At 71.9% G+C, this 19,938-nt stretch carries 16 protein-coding genes; 8 read left to right on the forward strand and 8 right to left on the reverse strand.

The window, feature by feature from the left end; translation table 11 throughout:
* Positions 1-109: 109 nt before the first annotated feature.
* Complete coding sequence (locus ACFYYN_RS33075; protein WP_500548666.1) at positions 110-1,744, forward strand: sensor histidine kinase; 1,635 nt, start codon at positions 110-112, stop codon at positions 1,742-1,744.
* Positions 1,741-2,424: a response regulator gene (locus tag ACFYYN_RS33080; protein WP_500325281.1), complete on the forward strand. Its 684-nt coding sequence runs from the start codon at positions 1,741-1,743 to the stop codon at positions 2,422-2,424. Before ACFYYN_RS33075 ends, ACFYYN_RS33080 begins: the two co-directional genes overlap by 4 nt.
* A gap of 7 nt (positions 2,425-2,431) precedes the next feature.
* Here ACFYYN_RS33080 and ACFYYN_RS33085 read toward each other — a convergent pair whose 3' ends face one another.
* Positions 2,432-3,457: an ATP-dependent 6-phosphofructokinase gene (locus tag ACFYYN_RS33085; RefSeq protein ID WP_499514079.1), complete on the reverse strand. Its 1,026-nt coding sequence runs from the start codon at positions 3,455-3,457 to the stop codon at positions 2,432-2,434.
* Positions 3,458-3,615: 158 nt separating this feature from the next.
* Between ACFYYN_RS33085 and pta the strand changes: the two genes are divergently transcribed.
* The 3 genes from pta to pyk all read left to right on the forward strand — a co-directional run bounded on the left by pta (position 3,616) and on the right by pyk (position 8,403).
* Positions 3,616-5,694, forward strand: coding sequence for a phosphate acetyltransferase (gene pta, locus ACFYYN_RS33090; RefSeq protein ID WP_500548667.1), 2,079 nt, complete (start codon positions 3,616-3,618; stop codon positions 5,692-5,694).
* Positions 5,695-5,717: 23 nt separating this feature from the next.
* Complete coding sequence (locus tag ACFYYN_RS33095) at positions 5,718-6,869, forward strand: acetate kinase (protein ID WP_500548668.1); 1,152 nt, start codon at positions 5,718-5,720, stop codon at positions 6,867-6,869.
* 109 nt (positions 6,870-6,978) lie between these two features.
* Complete coding sequence (gene pyk / locus ACFYYN_RS33100) at positions 6,979-8,403, forward strand: pyruvate kinase (protein WP_499514076.1); 1,425 nt, start codon at positions 6,979-6,981, stop codon at positions 8,401-8,403.
* Positions 8,404-8,515: 112 nt separating this feature from the next.
* Here pyk and ACFYYN_RS33105 read toward each other — a convergent pair whose 3' ends face one another.
* From ACFYYN_RS33105 to ACFYYN_RS33120, 4 genes are all read right to left on the reverse strand, one after another.
* Positions 8,516-9,772, reverse strand: a complete 1,257-nt coding sequence (locus ACFYYN_RS33105) for a hydrogenase expression protein HypF (RefSeq protein WP_500325287.1) — start codon at positions 9,770-9,772, stop codon at positions 8,516-8,518.
* On the reverse strand, positions 9,762-10,373 hold the full coding sequence (locus ACFYYN_RS33110; protein WP_500548669.1) for a DUF6114 domain-containing protein: 612 nt from the start codon (positions 10,371-10,373) through the stop codon (positions 9,762-9,764). Before ACFYYN_RS33110 ends, ACFYYN_RS33105 begins: the two co-directional genes overlap by 11 nt.
* Before the next feature lie 92 nt (positions 10,374-10,465).
* Positions 10,466-11,089 carry a DUF6230 family protein gene (locus ACFYYN_RS33115; RefSeq protein WP_500325291.1) on the reverse strand — a complete coding sequence of 208 codons (624 nt, stop codon included), beginning with the start codon at positions 11,087-11,089 and terminating at the stop codon, positions 10,466-10,468.
* A 620-nt stretch (positions 11,090-11,709) separates the two neighbouring features.
* A complete protein-coding gene (locus tag ACFYYN_RS33120) occupies positions 11,710-12,669 on the reverse strand; it encodes a tetratricopeptide repeat protein (protein ID WP_500325293.1) in 960 nt (319 codons plus the stop codon).
* 189 nt (positions 12,670-12,858) lie between these two features.
* Here ACFYYN_RS33120 and ACFYYN_RS33125 point away from each other — a divergent pair, with 189 nt between their 5' ends.
* On the forward strand, positions 12,859-13,476 hold the full coding sequence (locus tag ACFYYN_RS33125) for a TetR/AcrR family transcriptional regulator (RefSeq protein WP_500325295.1): 618 nt from the start codon (positions 12,859-12,861) through the stop codon (positions 13,474-13,476).
* A 202-nt stretch (positions 13,477-13,678) separates the two neighbouring features.
* The gene (locus ACFYYN_RS33130; RefSeq protein WP_500548670.1) at positions 13,679-14,812 is read left to right on the forward strand and encodes a DUF3103 family protein; all 1,134 of its coding nucleotides are present in this window, start codon (positions 13,679-13,681) and stop codon (positions 14,810-14,812) included.
* 97 nt (positions 14,813-14,909) lie between these two features.
* Here the strand turns inward: ACFYYN_RS33130 and icmA are convergent, their stop codons facing one another.
* The 3 genes from icmA to ACFYYN_RS33145 all read right to left on the reverse strand — a co-directional run bounded on the left by icmA (position 14,910) and on the right by ACFYYN_RS33145 (position 17,664).
* Positions 14,910-16,610 (reverse strand): coenzyme B12-dependent isobutyryl-CoA mutase large subunit, encoded by a 1,701-nt coding sequence (gene icmA / locus ACFYYN_RS33135; RefSeq protein ID WP_500325299.1) that lies wholly within the window; start codon positions 16,608-16,610, stop codon positions 14,910-14,912.
* Between the two features lie 152 nt (positions 16,611-16,762).
* Positions 16,763-17,098 (reverse strand): DUF3817 domain-containing protein, encoded by a 336-nt coding sequence (locus ACFYYN_RS33140; protein ID WP_500325301.1) that lies wholly within the window; start codon positions 17,096-17,098, stop codon positions 16,763-16,765.
* Positions 17,099-17,157: 59 nt separating this feature from the next.
* On the reverse strand, positions 17,158-17,664 hold the full coding sequence (locus ACFYYN_RS33145; RefSeq protein ID WP_499514067.1) for a MarR family winged helix-turn-helix transcriptional regulator: 507 nt from the start codon (positions 17,662-17,664) through the stop codon (positions 17,158-17,160).
* Between the two features lie 417 nt (positions 17,665-18,081).
* Between ACFYYN_RS33145 and ACFYYN_RS33150 the strand changes: the two genes are divergently transcribed.
* On the forward strand, positions 18,082-19,707 hold the full coding sequence (locus tag ACFYYN_RS33150) for a M4 family metallopeptidase (protein WP_500548671.1): 1,626 nt from the start codon (positions 18,082-18,084) through the stop codon (positions 19,705-19,707).
* Positions 19,708-19,938 lie beyond the last annotated feature (231 nt).

Raw genomic sequence — 19,938 nt, forward strand, 5'->3', positions numbered from 1 at the left:
GTCCCGGGACGCCCGCGATTGGATAGGTCCCGGCGACTATGCGCCCGGGCAGTGAGCCAGGTCACGTTTGCGTTCATTGTGTTCGCGGGACCTGTGCACACTGGTGGGCATGCCGCTCCCGACCCGCCTCCACCGCCCCCGGCCGCGCCGCCGTGCGCGCAGCCTGGCGGGCCAGTTGTTCGCGATGCAGGTGGTCATCGTGGCCATGGTGGTCGCGGGCATCGCGGTGCTCGTCTACGTCAACGCCGCCGGCCGCGCGGAGGACGCCGCGCGGGACCGGGTCACGGCGGCCGCGCGGGCGGTGGCCGACGCCCCCTCGGTCGCGGCCGCGATCCGCGGCGAGGACCCCACCGCCGCGCTCCAGCCCTACGCGGAGCAGGTCCGCCTGGACACCGGCGTGTCCTTCATCACCATCATGAGCCCGGACGGCATCCGCTGGACGCACCCCGACACCGACCAGATAGGCCGCCCCTTCCTGGGGCACATAGAGCGCGCCCAGCAGGGCGGCACCTTCACGGAGACGTACACCGGCACGCTGGGCGCGTCGGTGCGCGTCGTCACCCCCGTCCGGGACGACGGCCGGATCGTCGGCCTGGTCAGCGTCGGCATCACGGTCGAGGCCATCACCGACCAGGTGCGGGACCAGCTGGCGGTGCTGATCGGGATCGCCGCGGCGGCCCTGGCGGTCGGCGGCCTCGGCACCTACTTCGCCAACGCCCGGCTGCGCCGCCACACGCACGGCATGGCCGCGGACGAGCTGAGCCGCATGTACGACTACCACCAGGCGACGCTGCACGCGGTGCGCGAGGGCCTGATCCTCATGGACGCCGACCGCAGGGTCGCCCTGTGCAACGACGCCGCCCGCGAGCTGCTGGGCCTGCCGGGGGACGTGGTGGGCTCCTACGTCGCCGACCTCGGGCTGCCCGCCTCCCTGACCGGCGCGCTGCTGGCGGCCGAGCCGCGGGTGGACGAGGTGCACCTGACCGCGGAGCGGGTGGTGGTGGTCAACACCTCTCCGGTGCGCGGCGGGGAGCGCCGGGGCACCGTGGTGACCCTGCGGGACCACACCGACCTGCAGTCGCTCACCGGTGAACTGGACTCCGTACGCGGTTTCGCCGAGGCGCTGCGCTCCCAGGCGCACGAGGCCTCCAACCGGCTGCACGCGGTCGTCTCCCTCATCGAACTGGGCCGCACCCAGGACGCGGTGGAGTTCGCCACCGCCGAACTGCAGCTGGCCCAGGCGCTGACCGACCGCGTGGTCGCGGCGGTGGCGGAACCGGTGCTGGCCGCGCTGCTGCTGGGCAAGGCGGCCGAGGCGAACGAGCGCGGTGTGGAACTGACGGTCACCGAGGACAGCCGCATCGACGACGGGGTGCTGCCCGCCTCGCTGACCTCCCGGGACCTCGTCACCCTCCTGGGCAACCTGATCGACAACGCCCTGGACGCCGCCATCGAGGGCGCCGCGCAGACGACGGCGCGCCCGCACGTCGAGGTCACCGCACGCACTGACGACGGCGAGTTGCTGCTGCGGGTCACCGACAGCGGGCGCGGGGTGGACCCGGCCGTGGTGCGCGAGGTCTTCCGGCGCGGCTGGACGACCAAGAGCCACGGGCACGGCCTCGGGCTCGCGCTCGTCGAGCAGACCGCCCGGCGCGCGGGCGGCACCGTGGACCTGGAGCGGGCGGTGGGCGGCGGCGCCACCTTCACCGTACGGTTGCCGCTGCGCGGGGAGGTGCGGGCATGATCAAGGTGCTGGTCGTCGAGGACGACCCGGTGGCGGCCGACGCCCACCGGCTGTACGTCGAGCGGCTGCCGGGGTTCACGGTGGCCGCGGTGGCCCACTCCGGGAGCGCGGCGCTGCGCGCGCTCGAACGGCACCAGGTGGACCTGATCCTGCTGGACCTCAACCTGCCCGACGGGCACGGGCTCCAGGTGGTGCGCACGCTGCGGGCGGCCGGGCACACCGCCGACGTGGTGGCGGTGACCTCGGCCCGCGACCTGGGCGTGGTGCGGCAGGCCGTCTCGGTCGGGGTGGTGCAGTACCTGCTGAAGCCCTTCACCTTCCCCACCCTGCGCGACCGGCTGGAGCGCTGGGCGCGCTACCGCGACGAGCTGGCCGGCGGCGAGGCCTCCGGCCAGGACGAGGTGGACCGCGCCCTGGCGGCGCTGCGCAGCCCGGAGGGCTCGGTGCTCCCCAAGGGCCTCAGCGGCCCCACCCTGGAGGCGGTGACCGTGGCGCTGCGCGAGGCGGCGGAGGGCCTGTCGGCGAACGCGGCGGCCCAGGCCGTGGGCGTCTCCCGGATCACGGCCCGCCGCTACCTGGAGCACCTGGTGGAGACCGGCCGCGCGGTCCGTGCCCCGCAGTACGGCCAGGTCGGCAGGCCGGAACTCACCTACCGCTGGGCACCGCAGCGCCGCTTGTGACAGAGCGTCAGAAGACCGACTCCGCCTCCTGCATGCGGTCCTCGGGCACCCGCTTGAGCACCATCACCGCGTCGGCGAGCGGCACCAGTTCCACCGCGGTGCCGCGCAGCGCCGTCATGCAGCCGAAGGCCCCCTTGTGCGCGGCCTCCACGGCGTGCCAGCCAAAGCGGGTGGCCAGGACGCGGTCGTAGGCGGTGGGGACGCCGCCGCGCTGGACGTGGCCGAGGATGACGGGGCGGGCCTCCTTGCCCATGCGCTGCTCGAGCTCGGCGGCGAGCCGGGCGCCGATGCCGGCGAAGCGCTCGTGGCCGTAGGCGTCGATCTCGCCGTGGGCGTACGGCATGGTGCCCTCGGCGGGGTGGGCGCCCTCGGCGACGCAGACGACGGCGAACTTCTTGCCGCGGGCGAAGCGCTCCTCGACCATGGCGACGAGGTCGGCGGGGTCGAAGGGCCGTTCCGGGAGGCAGATGCCGTGCGCGCCGCCCGCCATGCCGGACTCCAGGGCGATCCAGCCGGCGTGCCGTCCCATGACCTCGACGACCATGACGCGCTGGTGGGACTCGGCGGTGGTCTTGAGCCGGTCGATGGCCTCGGTGGCCACGGTGACGGCGGTGTCGAAGCCGAAGGTGCGGTCGGTGGCGGAGATGTCGTTGTCGATGGTCTTGGGGACGCCGACCACCGGCATGCCCGCCTCGGCGAGCAGCCGGGCCGCGGTGAGCGTACCCTCGCCGCCGATGGGGATGAGGACGTCCAGCCCGTAGCCGGAGCACACGGTGCGCCAGTTGTCGGCGGCCTCGTGGAGGCGGGCGCGTTCCAGGCGGGAGGAACCGAGGATGGTGCCGCCCCGGGCGAGGATGCCGCTGACGGAGTTGAGGTCGAGCGGACGGTAGCGGCCCTCCAGCAGGCCCTTGAAGCCGTCCTCGAAGCCGATGACCTCGTCACCGTGGTAGGTCAGCGCGCGGTGGGTCACCGAGCGGATCACGGCGTTGAGTCCGGGGCAGTCGCCGCCGGCGGTGAGGACTCCGATGCGCATGGCGCTCCACGCTCCCTCCGGTCGCGTGTACGGTCGCCTTTTCGCATCGTAGGTCCGCACCGCACCCGCCGCGCGCCATACGCACACCGAACGGTAATGTCAACAGATATCCGCCACCCGACTGGGTGGATCACGCCGGGCAGGAACGGAGAGAGCGCGTGACGCGCAGCGTGTACGTAACCGGTATCGGCAGGGGGGACGGCCGCCAGGTCGTCGAGCTGGGCGTGATGGAGCTGCTGACCCGGCAGGTGGACCGCGTCGGGGTGTTCCGGCCGCTGGTCCACGACACGCCCGACCGGATGTTCGAGCTGTTGCGCAGCCGCTACCGGCTCACCCAGGACCCGGCGACCGCCCACGGCCTGACCTACGAGGAGGCGGCCGCGCTCCAGGCCGAGCAGGGCCGGGACGCGCTCATCGCCCGCCTGGTGGACCGCTACCACCTGGTGGCCACCGAGTTCCCCACCGTGCTCGTCCTCGGCTCGGACTTCCACGAGACCAACCTCCCGGGCGAGCTCGGCATCAACGCCCGGCTGGCGAACGAGTTCGGCGCCTCGGTGATCCCCGTGGTCGGCGGCCGCGAGCAGACCGCCGACTCGGTCGTGGACGAGGTCCGCAACGCGCACCTGTCCTACACCGGCCTGGGCTGCGACATCGTCGCCATGATCGCCAACCGGGTGCCCCCGGAGGTGCTGGAGGAGGCCGCGTCGCGGCTGCGCCGCCGGCTCCCGGTGCCCGCGTACGTGCTGCCCGACGAGCCGGCGCTGTCGGCCCCCACGGTCGCCCAGGTCGTCGAGGCGCTCGGCGCCGAGGTGCTCCTCGGTGACCACGGCGGACTGTCCCGGGACGTGATGGGCTTCGTCTTCGGCGGCGCGATGCTGCCGACCTTCATCCGCGCGCTGACCCCCGGCTGCATGGTGATCACTCCCGGCGACCGGGCGGACCTGATCATCGGCTCGCTGGCCGCGCACTCCGCCGGTTCCCCGCCCATCGCCGGCATCCTGCTCACCCTGGACGAGGTGCCCGGCCCGGAGATCATGGCCCTGGCGGCCCGGCTGGCCCCCGGCACGCCGGTCATGTCGGTGCCCACCGGCAGCTTCCCGACCGCCGCCGAGCTCTTCGCCCTGGAGGCACGGCTGGGCGCGGCCACCCCGCGCAAGGCGGAGACGGCGCTCGGGCTCTTCGAGAAGCACGTGGACGGTCCCGAGCTGACCGAGCGGCTGTCGGTGGTCCGCGGCGAGCGCGTCACCCCGATGATGTTCGAGCACGAGCTGATCGAGCGGGCCCGTACCGGGCGCCGCCGGGTGGTCCTCCCCGAGGGCACCGAGGAGCGCATCCTGCACGCGGCCGAGGTCCTGCTGCGCCGGGACGTCTGCGACATCGTCCTGCTCGGCGACGAGGACGCCATCCGCAAGCGGGCGGGAGAGCTCGGCGTCAACGTCGACGTGCCCGGCTGCACCCTGACCGACCCTCAGACCTCGCCGCTGCGCGAGAACTTCGCGGAGCTCTACGCCAGGCTCCGCGCCCACCGGGGCGTCAGCTACGAGCTGGCGTACGACGTCGTGGCCGACGTCTCCTACTTCGGGACGCTGATGGTGGAGCAGGGCCTCGCCGACGGCATGGTCTCCGGCGCCGTCCACTCCACGGCGGCGACGATCCGCCCCGCCTTCGAGGTCATCAAGACCGCCCCGGGCGCGGCCATCGTCAGCTCCGTCTTCTTCATGTGCCTGGCCGACCGGGTGCTGGTGTACGGCGACTGCGCGGTCAACCCGGACCCGGACGCGGAGCAGCTGGCCGACATCGCGATCCAGTCCGCCGAGACCGCCGCCCAGTTCGGGGTCGAGCCGCGGGTGGCGATGCTCTCGTACTCCACCGGCACCTCCGGCTCGGGCGCCGACGTGGACAAGGTGCGCCGGGCCACCGAACTGGTCCGGCAGCGGCGCCCGGAGCTGCTGGTGGAGGGGCCCATCCAGTACGACGCGGCGGTCGACGCCAAGGTCGCGGCCACCAAGCTGCCGGACTCGCAGGTCGCCGGCAACGCCACCGTGCTGATCTTCCCGGACCTCAACACCGGCAACAACACCTACAAGGCGGTGCAGCGTTCGGCGGGCGCGGTGGCGGTCGGCCCCGTGCTGCAGGGCCTGCGCAAGCCCGTCAACGACCTGTCGCGCGGCGCGCTGGTCCAGGACATCGTCAACACCGTCGCCATCACGGCCATCCAGGCGCAGGGCGACCGGTGACCGGCCACCACAGGGAAGGCACCGTGACCGCTACCCGCGTCCTCGTCCTCAACTCCGGCTCCTCGTCGGTGAAGTACCAGCTGCTGGACATGGCCGACGGCAGCCGGCCGGCGGCCGGGATCGTCGAGCGGATCGGCGAGCCGGGCGGGGTCGCGGACCACGCCGAGGCGCTGAAGACGGTCGCGGAGGAGCTCGCCGCCCGCGACCTCGGCCTGGACTCCCCCGAGCTGGCCGCGGTGGGCCACCGGGTCGTGCACGGCGGCACGCGTTTCACCGAGCCGACGCTGATCGACGACGAGGTGCTCGCCGCCGTCGAGGAACTGGTGCCGCTGGCCCCGCTCCACAACCCGGCGAACGTCACGGGCATCCGGGTCGCCCGCGACCTGCGCCCGGACCTGCCGCAGGTGGCCGTCTTCGACACCGCCTTCCACTCCACCGTCCCCGAGCACGCCTACCGCTACGCGATCGACCGGGAGACCGCCGACGCCCACCAGGTGCGCCGCTACGGCTTCCACGGCACCTCGCACGCCTACGTCTCCCGCGCGACGGCGCGGCTGCTGGGCAGGGACCCGGCCGAGGTCAACGTCATCGTCCTGCACCTGGGCAACGGGGCCTCCGCCTCGGCCGTGCGCGGTGGGCGGTGCGTGGAGACCTCGATGGGGCTCACCCCGCTGGAGGGCCTGGTGATGGGCACCCGTTCGGGGGACCTGGACCCGGCCGTGGTCTTCCACCTGGCCCGCGTGGGCGGAATGGCGGTGGCGGAGATCGACGACCTGCTCAACAAGCGCTCCGGCCTGCTGGGCCTGTGCGGCGACAACGACATGCGGGAGATCGCCCGCCGGATGGCCGAGGGCGACGCGGCAGCCCAGCTCGCCTTCGACGTCTACGTCCACCGGCTGCGCAAGTACGTGGGCGCCTACACCGCCGTGCTGGGGCGGGTCGACGCGATCGCCTTCACGGCGGGCGTCGGCGAGAACTCCGCGGCGGTCCGGGCCGCCGCCATGGCCGGCCTGGAGGGCCTGGGCGTCGAGCTCGACGCGGTGCGCAACGCGGTGCGCGGCCATGCCGCCCGCGTGGTGTCGGCCGCGGGCAGCCGGGTCGCGGTGGCGGTCGTCCCCACCGACGAGGAACTGGAGATCGCACAGCAGACGTACGCGCTGGTCACCGGCCGGTGACTCGTTGCGGCCACCCGGAGGCTCTACTCTATGGCCGCCGTCCGCACCGTCCATGCCTCCCCCGCACGGGAAAATTCCGGAGCGGAACAAACCCGATAGGATCGTCCTCATGCGCCGAGCGAAAATCGTCTGCACCCTGGGTCCCGCCGTCGACTCCTACGACCAGCTGAAGACGCTGGCCGAGGCCGGTATGAACGTGGCCCGCTTCAACTTCAGCCACGGCAGCCACGCCGAGCACGAGGAGCGCTACCAGCGGGTGCGCAAGGTCTCCGTGGAGACCGGACGTGCCATCGGCGTGCTGGCCGACCTGCAGGGGCCCAAGATCCGCCTGGAGACCTTCGCGGACGGTCCCGTGGAGCTGGTCGCCGGTGACGAGTTCGTCATCACCACCGAGGACGTGCCCGGTGACAGGACCATCTGCGGCACCACCTACAAGGGCCTGCCCGCCGACGTGCGCGCCGGCGACCCCGTCCTGATCAACGACGGCAACGTCGCGCTGCGCGTGATCGACGTCGACGGCCCGCGGGTCCGGTGCCTGGTCGTCGAGGGCGGCGTCATCTCCGACCACAAGGGCATCAACCTGCCCGGCGCCGCGGTCAACGTGCCCGCCCTGTCCGAGAAGGACATCGAGGACCTGCGCTTCGCCCTGCACATGGGCGTCGACATGGTGGCGCTCTCCTTCGTCCGCGACGCCAAGGACGTCCGCGACGTCCACCGCGTCATGGACGAGGTCGGCCGCCGCGTGCCGGTCATCGCCAAGGTCGAGAAGCCGCAGGCGGTCGACAACATGGAGGACGTCGTCGCGGCCTTCGACGGCGTCATGGTGGCCCGTGGCGACCTGGCGGTGGAGTACCCGCTGGAGAAGGTCCCGATGGTGCAGAAGCGGCTGATCGAGCTCTGCCGCCGCAACGCCAAGCCCGTGATCGTCGCGACCCAGATGATGGAGTCGATGATCACCAACTCCCGTCCGACCCGCGCCGAGGCCTCCGACGTCGCCAACGCGATCCTGGACGGTACGGACGCGGTCATGCTGTCCGCCGAGTCCAGCGTCGGCAAGTACCCGATCGAGACCGTGAAGACGATGTCGCGGATCATCGAGGCGGCCGAGGTCGAACTGCTCAAGCAGGGCCTGTGGCCGCTCAACGGCCGCAAGCCGCGCACCCAGGGCGGCGCCGTCGCCCGCGCCGCCGCCGAGCTCGCGGACTACCTGGACGCCAAGACCCTGGTCGCCTTCACCAAGTCCGGCGACACCGCCCGCCGGCTGGCCCGCTACCGCGTGCCGCAGACGGTGGTGGCGTACACGACCGACGAGTCGACCCGCAACATGCTGGCGCTCACCTGGGGCGTGCAGACCACCGTCGTCCCGCACGTGAACACCACCGACGAGATGGTCGAGATCGTCAACCAGGAGATGCTGAAGCTCAGCGACTACGCCGAGGGCGACACCGTGATCATCACGGCCGGCTCCCCGCCCGGCGTCCCCGGCACCACCAACCTGGTGCGGGTCCACCACCTCGGCCACCGCGCGGTCTGACCGGCCGCCGGGCCGCCCGGAACACGGGAACGGCGGAGGGCACCTCCCCTTGCGGGGACGGCGCCCTCCGCCGTTTCCTCGTGCGGCTCCCGGAGGGGTCCTGTGCGCGCGCTCAGTCCGCGGTGTTGTACACGTGCATGCCGGGGACCTTCAGCGTGCCGCCGAACTGGCCGGCCTGCTTGACCGTGACGTTGGTGAAGAAGGCGGCCGGCACGTTGATCGGGGGCGGGGTGTCCGGGGTGAACTCGATCGGGATGAGCCCGAAGAGGTTGCCCTTGAGCGACTCGGTGTACATCGTCACCGTGCCGTTGCGGATCGTCGAGGTGCTGCCCTTGCGGGCGTCCACGTGCCCGACGGTGCCGTTCGGCCCCACGACCTCCTGCTGCAGGTCCTTGATGTCCACGCCGGTGGCGGTGAACTTCAGGACCTTCTTGACCTTCCCGCTCCAGGTCTTGACCTCGACGATGCCCTTGTAGTCGAGCCCGGTCAGGGTCAGCAGGCTGCTGCGCAGGACCCACGGGTCGTCGGGCAGCAGCGACTGCGTCTCCTGGTAGGCGGCGTCCGCCAGGGCCTGCGCGTCGTGGGTCGGGCACGGGAACGGGGTCTTGCCGTCCGCCGACACGGCCGGGGAGCTCTGCGAGGGGTCCGGGGTCTGCGTCGCCTTCCCGGTGGTCTCCGAGAGCTTCTCGACGGCCTCCGACACGGTCTTCTTCAGCGTGTCGGAGGTGTCCTCGGCCTTCGTCTTCACCGTGCCCGTGGAGGCGCTCGGCTTGGGAGCGGCCGAGGTCGCGCCCGGGGCGGGCGTCGAGGTCGCCGTGGCGGACCCCTCGCTCTTCTTGTTGAGCCCCAGCAGGTCGCCCAGGGCGTCACCGACGCCCAGCGGGTCCAGCGGGTTGTTCTGCTGGGCCGCCGAGGGCGAGGCCGACGGGGTGGGCGCCGTCGTCCCCGTGCCACCGGACGAACCGCCGCCGCTCTCGTCACCCTTGCCGCCCTCGTCACCGGAACCGGCGGAACCCGAGGGGTCGCTCGACGGGCTCCCGGACGGATCCGCGGTCGGGGTCTTGGTGCCGCCGCTCGACGGGGTGGCGCTCGGCGTCGCGGACTCCACCGGCTCGTCGGGCTGCTCGACGCACTTCGTGCCCGAGAACGGGTTCTTCGGCAGTTCGTCGGCAGAGGCCAGCCTCGGCGTCAGTCCCATGCCCATCAGGACCGCCGTCGGCATCGCGGCCAGGGCTATCGCCTTGCCCGCGGGCATCTGCAGCTTGGTCAGCAGCGACTTCCTCGGCGCCGCGTGCCGCGGCCCCGTTCTCTCACGGGTGCCGCTGCCGGCGGCGACCCCGGAAGCGGGCTGGACCTCATCACCCCGCACTGTGCCTCCCGTTCGCGTCTACGGTCTCGGCGCCGTCCACCGGGTGCTGCGGGGCGGTCCCTGCCTGGCCGGCGGCCGGGTCGGCCGGGTACTCGCCGTAGGCCGCCGCGTAGGGGGAACCGGGCGGCGGCACGTAACCGGCGTCGCCGTCGTCACCCTTGCCGCTGCCGGGCAGTTCCGCCGGGTCCGCGCCGCCGTCGGCGGGCGGTACGCCCGGGGCCCACGAGACGGCGAGGGCGCCGCCGATGAGGCCCAGCAGGAAGCCCATCAGGAAGCCGCCGAAGTTGGAGACCACCAGCGACACCAGCGACAGCAGGATCGACGCGACGCCCGAGAAGACCCGCACCGCCGACTGGAACCACATGGTCAGGCCGAGTACGACCAACAGCACGCCGATGATCAGCGAACCGGACCCGGCCGTGGTGGCCATGGTCAGGCTCAGCGCGCCGAGCGAGAGATGGGCGTACGGGAAGTACGCGATGGGCAGTCCGGCCAGCAGTGTCAGCAGGCCCGCCCAGAACGGCCGCTGCCCGCGCCATACGCGGAAGCGGAACCGCCAATAGCCGAACCGGCCCCTCAGTCCGTGTGTCTCGGCGCTCATGGAAAACAGCTCCCTGGGACTGGCGTTTCTAGAAAGAGTCGGGGGTGAGGAAGGTGAGGGGCATCCCGTGCCCCCCACCCCCTCTGGTCAGGCTAGAAGCACTCGTACTTCGCGCCGGAGCCCATCTTCACCGACATGCTCAGCCCGCTGAGCTTGAAGGTGCCCGCGCTGGTCGCCCACGCGGTCTGCTGCACACCGGTGAGGTGAGCCTTCCGGGCCTCCTGGGCGAAGGAACCGGGGTCGGTCTTGTCACCGGTCTTGATGCCGGGGCCCTGCGTGGTGTCACCGGCGGCGACACCGATGTTGATGTCGGTGAACTCCGCATCGGCGTCGAGCTGGTCGAGGTCGATGTAGAGGTTCTTCGCCTCGACCTTCTTGCCGCCGTTGCCGGCGCCCAGCTTCAGCGTGACGTCGCCGATCGGCGTCGGCACGACCACGGACTGGCACAGACCGGTGATCGTGGCCGAGTCGAACGCGGAGACCGCGACCGGGATCGGCTTGCCGCCGTGCTGGACGTCGATGGCTCCGTACTGGACGAAGCCGTCACCCTGCAGGTCCTGGGCCTGGACCTTGAACTGCTGGCCCGAAACGCTGAACGAAGCGGCGAGCGCGCCCTGACCCAGGGCCACGCCTATCGCCGCGGTGGCCGCGACGCTGGGCACCATGACGACGGCGAACCGCTTCCATCTGGTACCGCCGCGGATGAGCGACTCCATGACTTTCCTCCTTCTCGGACGTACATCTCCGGCCGGAATCGTGGGGATTGCGGCGGGATGGGAGAAGTGCTACGTCCTCGGGAAGGAGAGCGCCGTATCGACGGCCGTCACGCGGGAAAGAGCGGACGACGCTGTCCGAAAAATCGGCGATCACCCCCGAGCGACAACCACACGGCCACGCTCTCGCGCAACCTGCTGGACAGGCCCCGCCGGACGGCAGAGACCCCCCTGTCCGCGGTCCGCGTCCGCTGCTGGCACAGCATCGGCGTCCCGGCCCGGTGGGGACCCGTTCGGCGATCGGACGACTGGATGCCGACTGCTCGGCGACGGACCGGGCTTGGCCGATCGTGGTCCATTCGGCGCCGCTGCACAAGGGGCGTCGTTACTAGCGGGTAACGGTGCGATAACCCAGGAGATATGGTCTAGACCATAACCGCTACGCTGCGTAGTTGCGATGGGGGTGTGAAAATCACCCATCGTGTGATGGATCCGGACAGAGTCCTGTCACTCTCTTACCGGAAGTAACAGCGGCCGCGCTTCATCAAGATTTGGTAAAGCGCGGCCGGTCCTGATCGAGGCTCGAAATGGCTTTCGAGGCACGGCCACCTTACGTGATCAGGTCAGAACAGCACCCGTGCCAGCGCCGCACGCGCGGCCGTCACCCGGGGGTCGTCGGACCCGATCACCTCGAACAGCTCCAGCAGCCGCAGCCGCACGGTGTCGCGGTCCTCGCCCGCGGTGCGCCGCACGGTGTCCACCAGTCGGCCGAAGGCGTCCTCGACATGGCCGCCGACCAGGTCCAGGTCGGCCACGGCGACCTGCGCCGCCACGTCCGCCGGGGCGTCCGCCGCGGCCTTGCGGGCGGCCTGCGCGTCGACGCCCTGCACCCGCTGCAGCAACTCGGCCTGCGCCAGGCCCAGCTTCGCCTCGGTGTTGGCCGGCTCGTCCGAGAGCACGTTGCGGTACGCCTGGATCGCGCCACCGAGGTCGCCCTGGTCCAGCGCGTCGTGCGCCGCCGACAGCGCGAGCTCCTGCGGGGTGGGCGGCCGCTCCTCGGCGACCGGCGCCTCGACGCCGCCCTCGGCCGGTACGCCCGTGATGCCGAAGCGCTGCTCGGCCACGGCGACCAGCTGGTCCAGCACCTCGCGGATCTGGTCCTCGGGTGCGGCGCCCTGGAAGAGCGGCATGGCCTGGCCGGCCAGCACCGCGAACACCGCGGGGATGCCCTGCACGCCGAACTGCTGCACCAGCAGCTGGTTCGCGTACACGTCGATCTTCGCGACGACGATCCGGCCCGCGTAGGCGCCGGCGAGGTACTCCAGCGTGTCCTGCAACTGCACACTCGCGTCCGCGCGGTCGGTCCAGAAGTGGACGACGACCGGGACCTCGGTGGAGCGCTGCAGGACATCGCTCTCGAAGGTGGCCTCGGTGACCTCGGTCACCAGGGCGGGGGCGGCGGGCTCTCCCCCGTTGCGGGCGGCTTCCGCGCGGGCCTGCTCGGCCTTCGCCTTGGCCTCTCCGGCCGCCTTCACCGCGGCGAGGTCGACCACGCCGCTCATGGACATGTTCCGTGGCTGCATGAGACCAATCCTCCCCCCTCGTCGCGGTTCCCGGGGAATCGCCCCCCGAAAGCGCCACCTGCGGCGCGCGACGGTGACGCGCTGTCCGGCGCGAGGTCCCCTCCCGCGCGGCGGCCGCCACCCTTTCGATACGACCCGTAGCGTAACTGTACGGCCGCACCATACGCAACGGGGATAGGGTTCCCAGCCATGTGCGCGCGTGAAACAGGCAGAAGGACCGGACGCCCCCGCAGTGCGGAGGCCGACCGGGCGATCCTGGACGCCGCGCGGCAGGCCCTGGTCGAGCTCGGCTGGGGCAAGCTCACCATGGGCGACGTCGCGGCCCGCGCGCGGGTCGCCAAGACCACCCTCTACCGGCGCTGGGCGAACAAGAACGAGCTCGCCGTGGACGCGGTCGCCGCGCTCTTCGACGAGCTCGAACTGCCCGACCGCGGCAGCCTGCGGGCCGACGTGGAGGGCGTGGTCCTGCAGTTCGCGGCCCTGCTGGAGCAGCCCGCCACCAAGACCGCGCTCATGGCGGTGGTCGCCGAGGCCACCCACGACGAGGCACTGCGGCAGCGGATCCGGGAGGCGATCGTCGACCGGCAGAAGCGCCTGGTCATCGAGGGCCGCCGGCGCGCCCAGGAGCGCGGGGAGATCCCGCCGGACGACGGCGACCCCGCGCCGCAGATCGACCTGATCTTCGACGTGATCGCGGGCGCCGTGGTGCACCGCGCGCTCGTCAGCTGCGAACCGGTGGACGCCGACTGGGCGGCCCGCTTCACCACCGTCCTGCTGGGCGGGCTCGCGGCGGCGTCAACGTCCTAGCCGTCGCCGGGAGTTCGGCTGCCCTTTGCCCGATGGAGCCGCGGCACCTCTTGCCCGCATGGCATGTCATCGTCATGATTACCGGCGGGTCATCTACTCGCATAGACAACCCGGCGGCCAGGCATGGCCGTTGCTCGGCGTTCCCTCGTTCCACCCTGTCAGCGCGCCCATTGATCGCTCGCCCCCAGGAGGATCGATCCACGTGAGACACCCTCACCCCGGTCGGCGCGGCGTCGTCGCCACCGTCGCCGCCTCGCTGATCGCCCTGACGGCCGCGCAGAGCGCCACCGCGCTCCCCGTGTCCGCCACCCCGCGTGCCCACGCCCCGTCGTCCGCCGTCACCGTGGCGGAGGAACAGGCGGCGCGCGCCATCGCCGGCTCCCTCTCCGACGCCTCATGGCGCGCCCGCGTCCGCCACGCGGCGCTGGCCTCGGACGAGGTGGCCGTCACCGAGCTCGCCGGCCCGCAGCTGCGGCCCGCGCTCGCCGACGCCGACCGGCAGATCGCCACCGCCAAGGGCCTCGGCGCGGACGTCGGTTCCCTGCTGCGGCTGCGGCTCGGGGACGACTCGATGCGCGGGGCGCTGGCCTCCGGCGTCACCCCGTGGGTGGCCGCGGCCAGTTCCGACGAGGACGTCCGCACCGTCACCGCCTACGACAGCCGGGGCCGGGCCCACCGCCTCGACGCCCGCAGCGCTCCCACCCACCCGGTGTACGTCGTCGACATCGACGGCTCCAAGGCACTGGCCGCGGGTCTGGACGTCCTCCAGTCGGAGCTGGGCCGCCAGGGTCTGACCTCGTCCGCCCGACGCCCCGCGGCGCCGTCCTCCGCCTCGGCGGCCGCGGCCGGCTTCTGGACCACGCGCATCACCCAGGTCCGGCTCTCCGACGACGAGGAGCCGTGGGTCAAGGGCGACGCCGAGATCTACACCCTCGTCACGGGATTCGGCCAGGACGGCCTCGTGCGGGTCGACCCCGTCGACATGCCGTACCTGGACAACGACGGGACGACGTACAGCCCGAACCAGATCCTGGTCAACTGGTCGCTGTACAAGTACAACCTCGCCGACGCCGTGATGATGGAGGACGACGGCAGCACCAACTACCGCGACCTGGCCAAGGCCATCGCGGGAATCCTGCTGACCATCGCCGACCAGGGCACCTACATCCCGCTGGTGAACGCGGTCCTGGACGCCATCCCGGACGACTGGTGGACGGACGACCCGGACTACGTCGACTCCTGGTACACGCTGGCGCAGAGCGACAACGGCACCCGCTACGGCGCCCGCGGCAACGGCTGGATGACCCTCCAGCCGTACTTCGTCGAGCAGTTCTGAGCAGCGTGCCCGCCGCCCCCGGGCTCCGGGGGCGGCGGGCACGGCAGCGGGGCCCGGCGGGAACACGCGCTGTTCCCGCCGGGCCCCGCGCGGTTCGTCAGAAGCGCGCGGGCTCCGTGTAGCTGCCCCACTCGTCGCGCAGGGCCCCGCAGATCTCGCCCAGGGTGGCCTCGGCCCGCACCGCGTCCAGCATCGGCCCGATCATGTTGCTGCCGTCCCGGGCGGCGGTCAGCATCGCCTCCAGCGCCTTGCGGACGGCCGCGTCGTCCCGCTCGCCCTTGCGGCCGGCGAGCACGCGGACCTGCTCCCGCTCGACCTCGTGGCTGACCCGCAGGATCTCCAGGTCGCCCGTCACGGAGCCGGTGTGGCAGTTGACGCCGACGACCTTCTTGTCGCCCTTCTCCAGGGCGCGCTGGTACTCGAAGGCGGCCTCGGCGATCCGGCCGGTGAAGTAGCCGTCCTCGATGCCGCGCAGGATGCCCGAGGTGATCGGGCCCACCGCGTGCCTGCCGTCCGGCACGGCGCGGGCGCCGAGCTCCTTGATCTTGTCGAAGATCTTCTCCGCGTCCGCCTCGATGCGGTCGGTCAGCGCCTCGACGTACCAGGAACCGCCCAGCGGGTCGGCCACGTTGGCGACGCCGGTCTCCTCCATCAGCACCTGCTGCGTGCGCAGCGCGATCTCCGCCGCCTGGGCGCTGGGCAGCGCCAGCGTCTCGTCCAGGGCGTTGGTGTGCAGCGAGTTGGTGCCGCCGAGGACCGCGGCCAGGGCCTCGACGGCGGTACGCACGACGTTGTTGTACGGCTGCTGGGCGGTCAGCGAGACGCCGGCCGTCTGGGTGTGGAAGCGCAGCCACTGCGCCTTGTCGGTCTTCGCGCCGTACACGTCGCGCATCCAGCGGGCCCAGATCCGGCGCGCGGCGCGGAACTTGGCGATCTCCTCGAAGAAGTCCAGGTGGGCGTCGAAGAAGAAGGACAGGCCCGGCGCGAAGGTGTCGACGTCCAGCCCGCGCGACAGGCCCAGCTCCACGTAGCCGAAGCCGTCGGCGAGGGTGTAGGCGAGCTCCTGCGCGGCCGTGGAACCGGCCTCGCGGATGTGGTAGCCGGAGACCGACAGCGGCTTGTACGCGGGGATGCCCGCCGCGCAGTGCTCCATCAGGTCGCCGATCAGGCGCAGGTGCGGCTCGGGGGCGAAGAGCCACTCCTTCTGCGCGATGTACTCCTTGAAGATGTCGGTCTGCAGGGTGCCGTTGAGCACGGCGGGGTCGACGCCCTGGCGCTCGGCGGCCACCAGGTACATGCAGAAGACCGGCACCGCGGGGCCGGAGATCGTCATGGAGGTGGTGACGTCGCCGAGCGGGATGTCCTTGAAGAGGACCTCCATGTCGGCGGCGGAGTCGATGGCGACACCGCAGTGGCCGACCTCACCCAGCGAGCGGGGGTCGTCGGAGTCGCGTCCCATGAGGGTGGGCATGTCGAACGCGACGGACAGACCGCCGCCGCCCGCCTCGAGGATCATCTTGTAGCGCTCGTTGGTCTGCTCGGCGTTGCCGAAACCGGCGAACTGGCGGATCGTCCACGTACGGCCCCGGTAACCCGTCGCGTGCAGACCGCGCGTGAAGGGGTACTCACCGGGCCAGCCGATCCGCTCGAAGCCGGGCACCTCGGCACCCGCGGGCGGGCCGTACACGGGCTCGACCGGGTCGCCGGAGAGGGTGGTGAAGTCGGCCTCGCGCTTGCGCGCGGTGTCGTAGCGCGCCTGCCAGCGGCTGCGCCCCTCCTCGATGGCTGCAGCGTCCATGCCGTGTCTCCGCCTCTCTCGCCTTCCGGGCCGGTCCCCGTACCACGAGGATGACCCCTACAAGGCGAAAATACTAGGACGTCCTAGTACCTGTCGACGGCGGATCCCCCCGTCCGTCGAACGAGGGGAGGAAACCGCAGGTCAGGCTGGTCTCAGACCTTGACGGGTTCACCCGCGGGGGCCACCAGCGGGGTGACCTCGCGACTCACCTTGCGCTCGACGAAGAACGCGGCGGTGGGGATCGTCCCGGCCAGCAGCACCCACGCCAGCTTGCCGAGCGGCCACTTCGCCTTGGAGCCCAGGTCGAAGGCGAAGACCAGGTACAGGACGTACAGCCAGCCGTGGGCGATGCTGACGACCTTGGTGAAGCCCGCGGCGCCGTCGACCTCCAGCACGTACTTGGCGATCACGCCGATGGTCAGCAGCACCAGCAGCACGCCCGTCACGTAGGCGAGCACGCGGTACCGGGTCAGAACACTCTGCTTCATGCGGACGAGCGTAACCGGTGCGATTCCGGCGCTTCCCCCGGCCCCGGCCGTGGCGCGCGTCACTCCTCGAAGTCCCCCGCCGCTATGCGCAGCGGCCGCAGCAGGTCGAAGATCTCCGCGCACTGCTCGTCGTCGTACGCGCCGAGCCCGAACTTCATCCCCATGAGGTCCTCGGTGGCGGCCTCGCACACCTCGCGGCCCTTGACGGTGATGGAGGCCAGCGTGCCGCGCCCGTCGTTGGGGTTGGGCCGCTTGGCGACGAAGCCGGCGGCGACCAGCCGGTCGACGGTGTTGGTGACCGAGGTGGGGTGCACCATGAGGCGTTCGCCGATCTTGGACATCGGCAGCTCGCCCTCCTTGCTGAAGGCCAGCAGCACCAGGGCCTCGTAGCGCGCGAAGGTCAGCCCGTAGGGCTTGACGACGGAGTCGACCTGGGAGAGCAGGATCTGCTGGGCGCGCATGATCGACGTGATCGCGACCATCGAGGGCACGCGCCCCCAGCGCCGGGTCCAGATGTCGTCCGCACGGGCGATGGGGTCGAAGGGCAGGCTCAGCGGCTTGGGCACAGGCCCGAGCCTACCCGTCGGTCACATGCTGGGCAGCCGCGTCTCGCGGGGCGGGACGCCGCGCCTCACCGGCGCCACGGTGCGCGTGATCATACGCCGGACTCCCGTCACACGTATTACCGCGGTGTTTCAGCCACCCGGGCCGCGGATCGTGACCGGAAAGCCGCCCTCCCCGGGGAGGGTTTCCCCTACTCGTGGGACGGAGTTGTCACCCTTTGGGCCGGGAGATGGCCGCATGGGCCGGAGACACCGTCGCACGAACCGGCCAATGCATGAAATGCACCTGTCATTAACCCGTCGTTCGGTGCGAGGCTCCTTGCCGCGCGGAACACCGCGCGTCCCCCACACCGCTCCGGGCGCCCACCTGCCCGGGGTCCTCGCCCGTCGCCCCCACGCGACGGGACCCAAGGAGTCACATTGCGCAAGAAGCTGGCACTCGGCACCCTTGCCGCCGCCTCGGCGCTCCTGGCCGGCGGTCTCCAGTCCTTCGCCGCGAACGCCCAGAGCGCCCCCACCGCTCCGGCCCTCGCCGCCGCCCACGCGCAGGCCCTGTCCGACGCCCGCGGCAAGGCCGCCGGCCTCGCCGGGAGCCTCGGGCTCGGCGACCGCGAGCAGCTGACCGTCAGGGACGTCGTCGTCGACCCCGACGGCACCCGTCACCTGCGCTACGACCGCACCTACGCCGGCCTGGAGGTGCTCGGCGGCGACCTGGTGGTGCACCAGGACAAGAGCGGCGCCACCCGGTCCGTCTCGCGCGCGGTCACCGCGAGGATCGCGCCCGCCACGCTCACGCCCTCCGTCACGGCCGCGGCCGCCGAGGAGAAGGCCGCGGCGACGGTCAAGGGCCTGCTGAAGACCCCGCTGGTCAAGGGCGAGGAGCCGCTGAAGGCGGTCGGGCAGGCCGCGGCCCCCGAGAAGGTCGTCTGGGCCGTCAGCGGCACGCCCCGCCTGGCGTACCGGACCGTGGTCCACGGCACCCAGGCCGACGGCACCCCCAGCGCGCTGAACGTCATCACCGACGCCGCCACCGGCGCCGTGATCCAGGCCTACGAGGGCATCCAGACCGGCAGCGGCACCGGCGTCCACGTGGGCTCGGTCCCGCTGACCACCACGAAGTCCGGCAGCACCTACACCCTCAAGGACGCGAGCCGCGGCGGCATCTACACCACGGACCTGAACAACCGCACCAGCGGGACGGGGACGACCTTCTCCGACACCGACGACGTCTGGGGCAACGGCTCCGCCTCCAACCGCCAGTCGGCGGCCGTGGACGCGCAGTTCGGCGCGGCGGCGACGTGGGACTTCTACAAGAACACCTTCAGCCGCTCCGGCATCCGCAACGACGGCAAGGGCTCCCTGTCGCGCGCCCACTACGGCAGCAACTACGTCAACGCCTTCTGGGACGACAGCTGCTTCTGCATGACCTACGGCGACGGCTCGGGCAACACCCACCCGCTGACCGCCCTCGACGTCGCGGGCCACGAGATATCCCACGGCGTCACCAGCGCCACGGCCGGCCTGACCTACTCCGGCGAGTCCGGCGGCCTCAACGAGGCCACCTCCGACATCTTCGGCACCATGGTCGAGTTCTACGCCAACCTCGCCTCCGACACCCCCGACTACCTCATCGGCGAGAAGATCGACATCAACGGCGACGGCAGCCCGCTGCGGTACATGGACAAGCCGTCCAGGGACGGCGCCTCCGCCGACTACTGGTCGTCCTCGGTGAAGAACCTCGACGTCCACTACTCGTCGGGCGTGGCCAACCACTTCTTCTACCTGCTCTCGGAGGGCAGCGGCGCCAAGACCATCAACGGCGTCAGCTACAACAGCCCGACGAAGAACGGCTCCACCGTCACCGGCATCGGCCGCGCCAAGGCCGCCGCCATCTGGTACCGCGCGCTGACGGTGTACTTCACCTCGTCCACCAACTACACCAAGGCCCGCACCGCGACCCTGAACGCGGCCAAGGACCTGTACGGCAGCGGCTCCGCCGAGTACAACGCGGTCGCCGCCGCGTGGACCGGGGTCAACGTCACCTGACCCGGGGCCGGTTGACCCGACCGGCACCCCCATCACCCGTGGTGCCGCGGACCGCCCCATACGGTCCGCGGCACCACGAGCACGCGTACCCGCCCCGGCCCCCTCACACCCCGCCGACGGCAGTCCCCCGCACCCGCGCCAGCACCAAGAGGACGCACACCGTCCCCGCACCCCCGGCCACCGCCGTCACCACGTGCGGCCGGACGAACTCCGCCGCCCCACCCGCCACCG

It is taken from the genome of Streptomyces sp. NPDC001902 (genome assembly GCF_042891295.1).
Taxonomy (GTDB): Bacteria; Actinomycetota; Actinomycetes; order Streptomycetales; family Streptomycetaceae; genus Actinacidiphila.

Excerpts from the sequence above, each read along its gene's own strand:
- ACFYYN_RS33140 (WP_500325301.1), bottom strand. The coding sequence starts at position 17,098 with ATGAAGCAGAGTGTTCTGACCCGGTACCGCGTGCTCGCCTACGTGACG.
- ACFYYN_RS33080 (WP_500325281.1), top strand. The coding sequence starts at position 1,741 with ATGATCAAGGTGCTGGTCGTCGAGGACGACCCGGTGGCGGCCGACGCC.
- icmA (WP_500325299.1), bottom strand. The coding sequence starts at position 16,610 with ATGGACGCTGCAGCCATCGAGGAGGGGCGCAGCCGCTGGCAGGCGCGC.
- pyk (WP_499514076.1), top strand. The coding sequence starts at position 6,979 with ATGCGCCGAGCGAAAATCGTCTGCACCCTGGGTCCCGCCGTCGACTCC.
- ACFYYN_RS33115 (WP_500325291.1), bottom strand. The coding sequence starts at position 11,089 with ATGGAGTCGCTCATCCGCGGCGGTACCAGATGGAAGCGGTTCGCCGTC.
- ACFYYN_RS33125 (WP_500325295.1), top strand. The coding sequence starts at position 12,859 with ATGTGCGCGCGTGAAACAGGCAGAAGGACCGGACGCCCCCGCAGTGCG.
- ACFYYN_RS33075 (WP_500548666.1), top strand. The coding sequence starts at position 110 with ATGCCGCTCCCGACCCGCCTCCACCGCCCCCGGCCGCGCCGCCGTGCG.
- ACFYYN_RS33085 (WP_499514079.1), bottom strand. The coding sequence starts at position 3,457 with ATGCGCATCGGAGTCCTCACCGCCGGCGGCGACTGCCCCGGACTCAAC.
- ACFYYN_RS33110 (WP_500548669.1), bottom strand. The coding sequence starts at position 10,373 with ATGAGCGCCGAGACACACGGACTGAGGGGCCGGTTCGGCTATTGGCGG.
- ACFYYN_RS33120 (WP_500325293.1), bottom strand. The coding sequence starts at position 12,669 with ATGCAGCCACGGAACATGTCCATGAGCGGCGTGGTCGACCTCGCCGCG.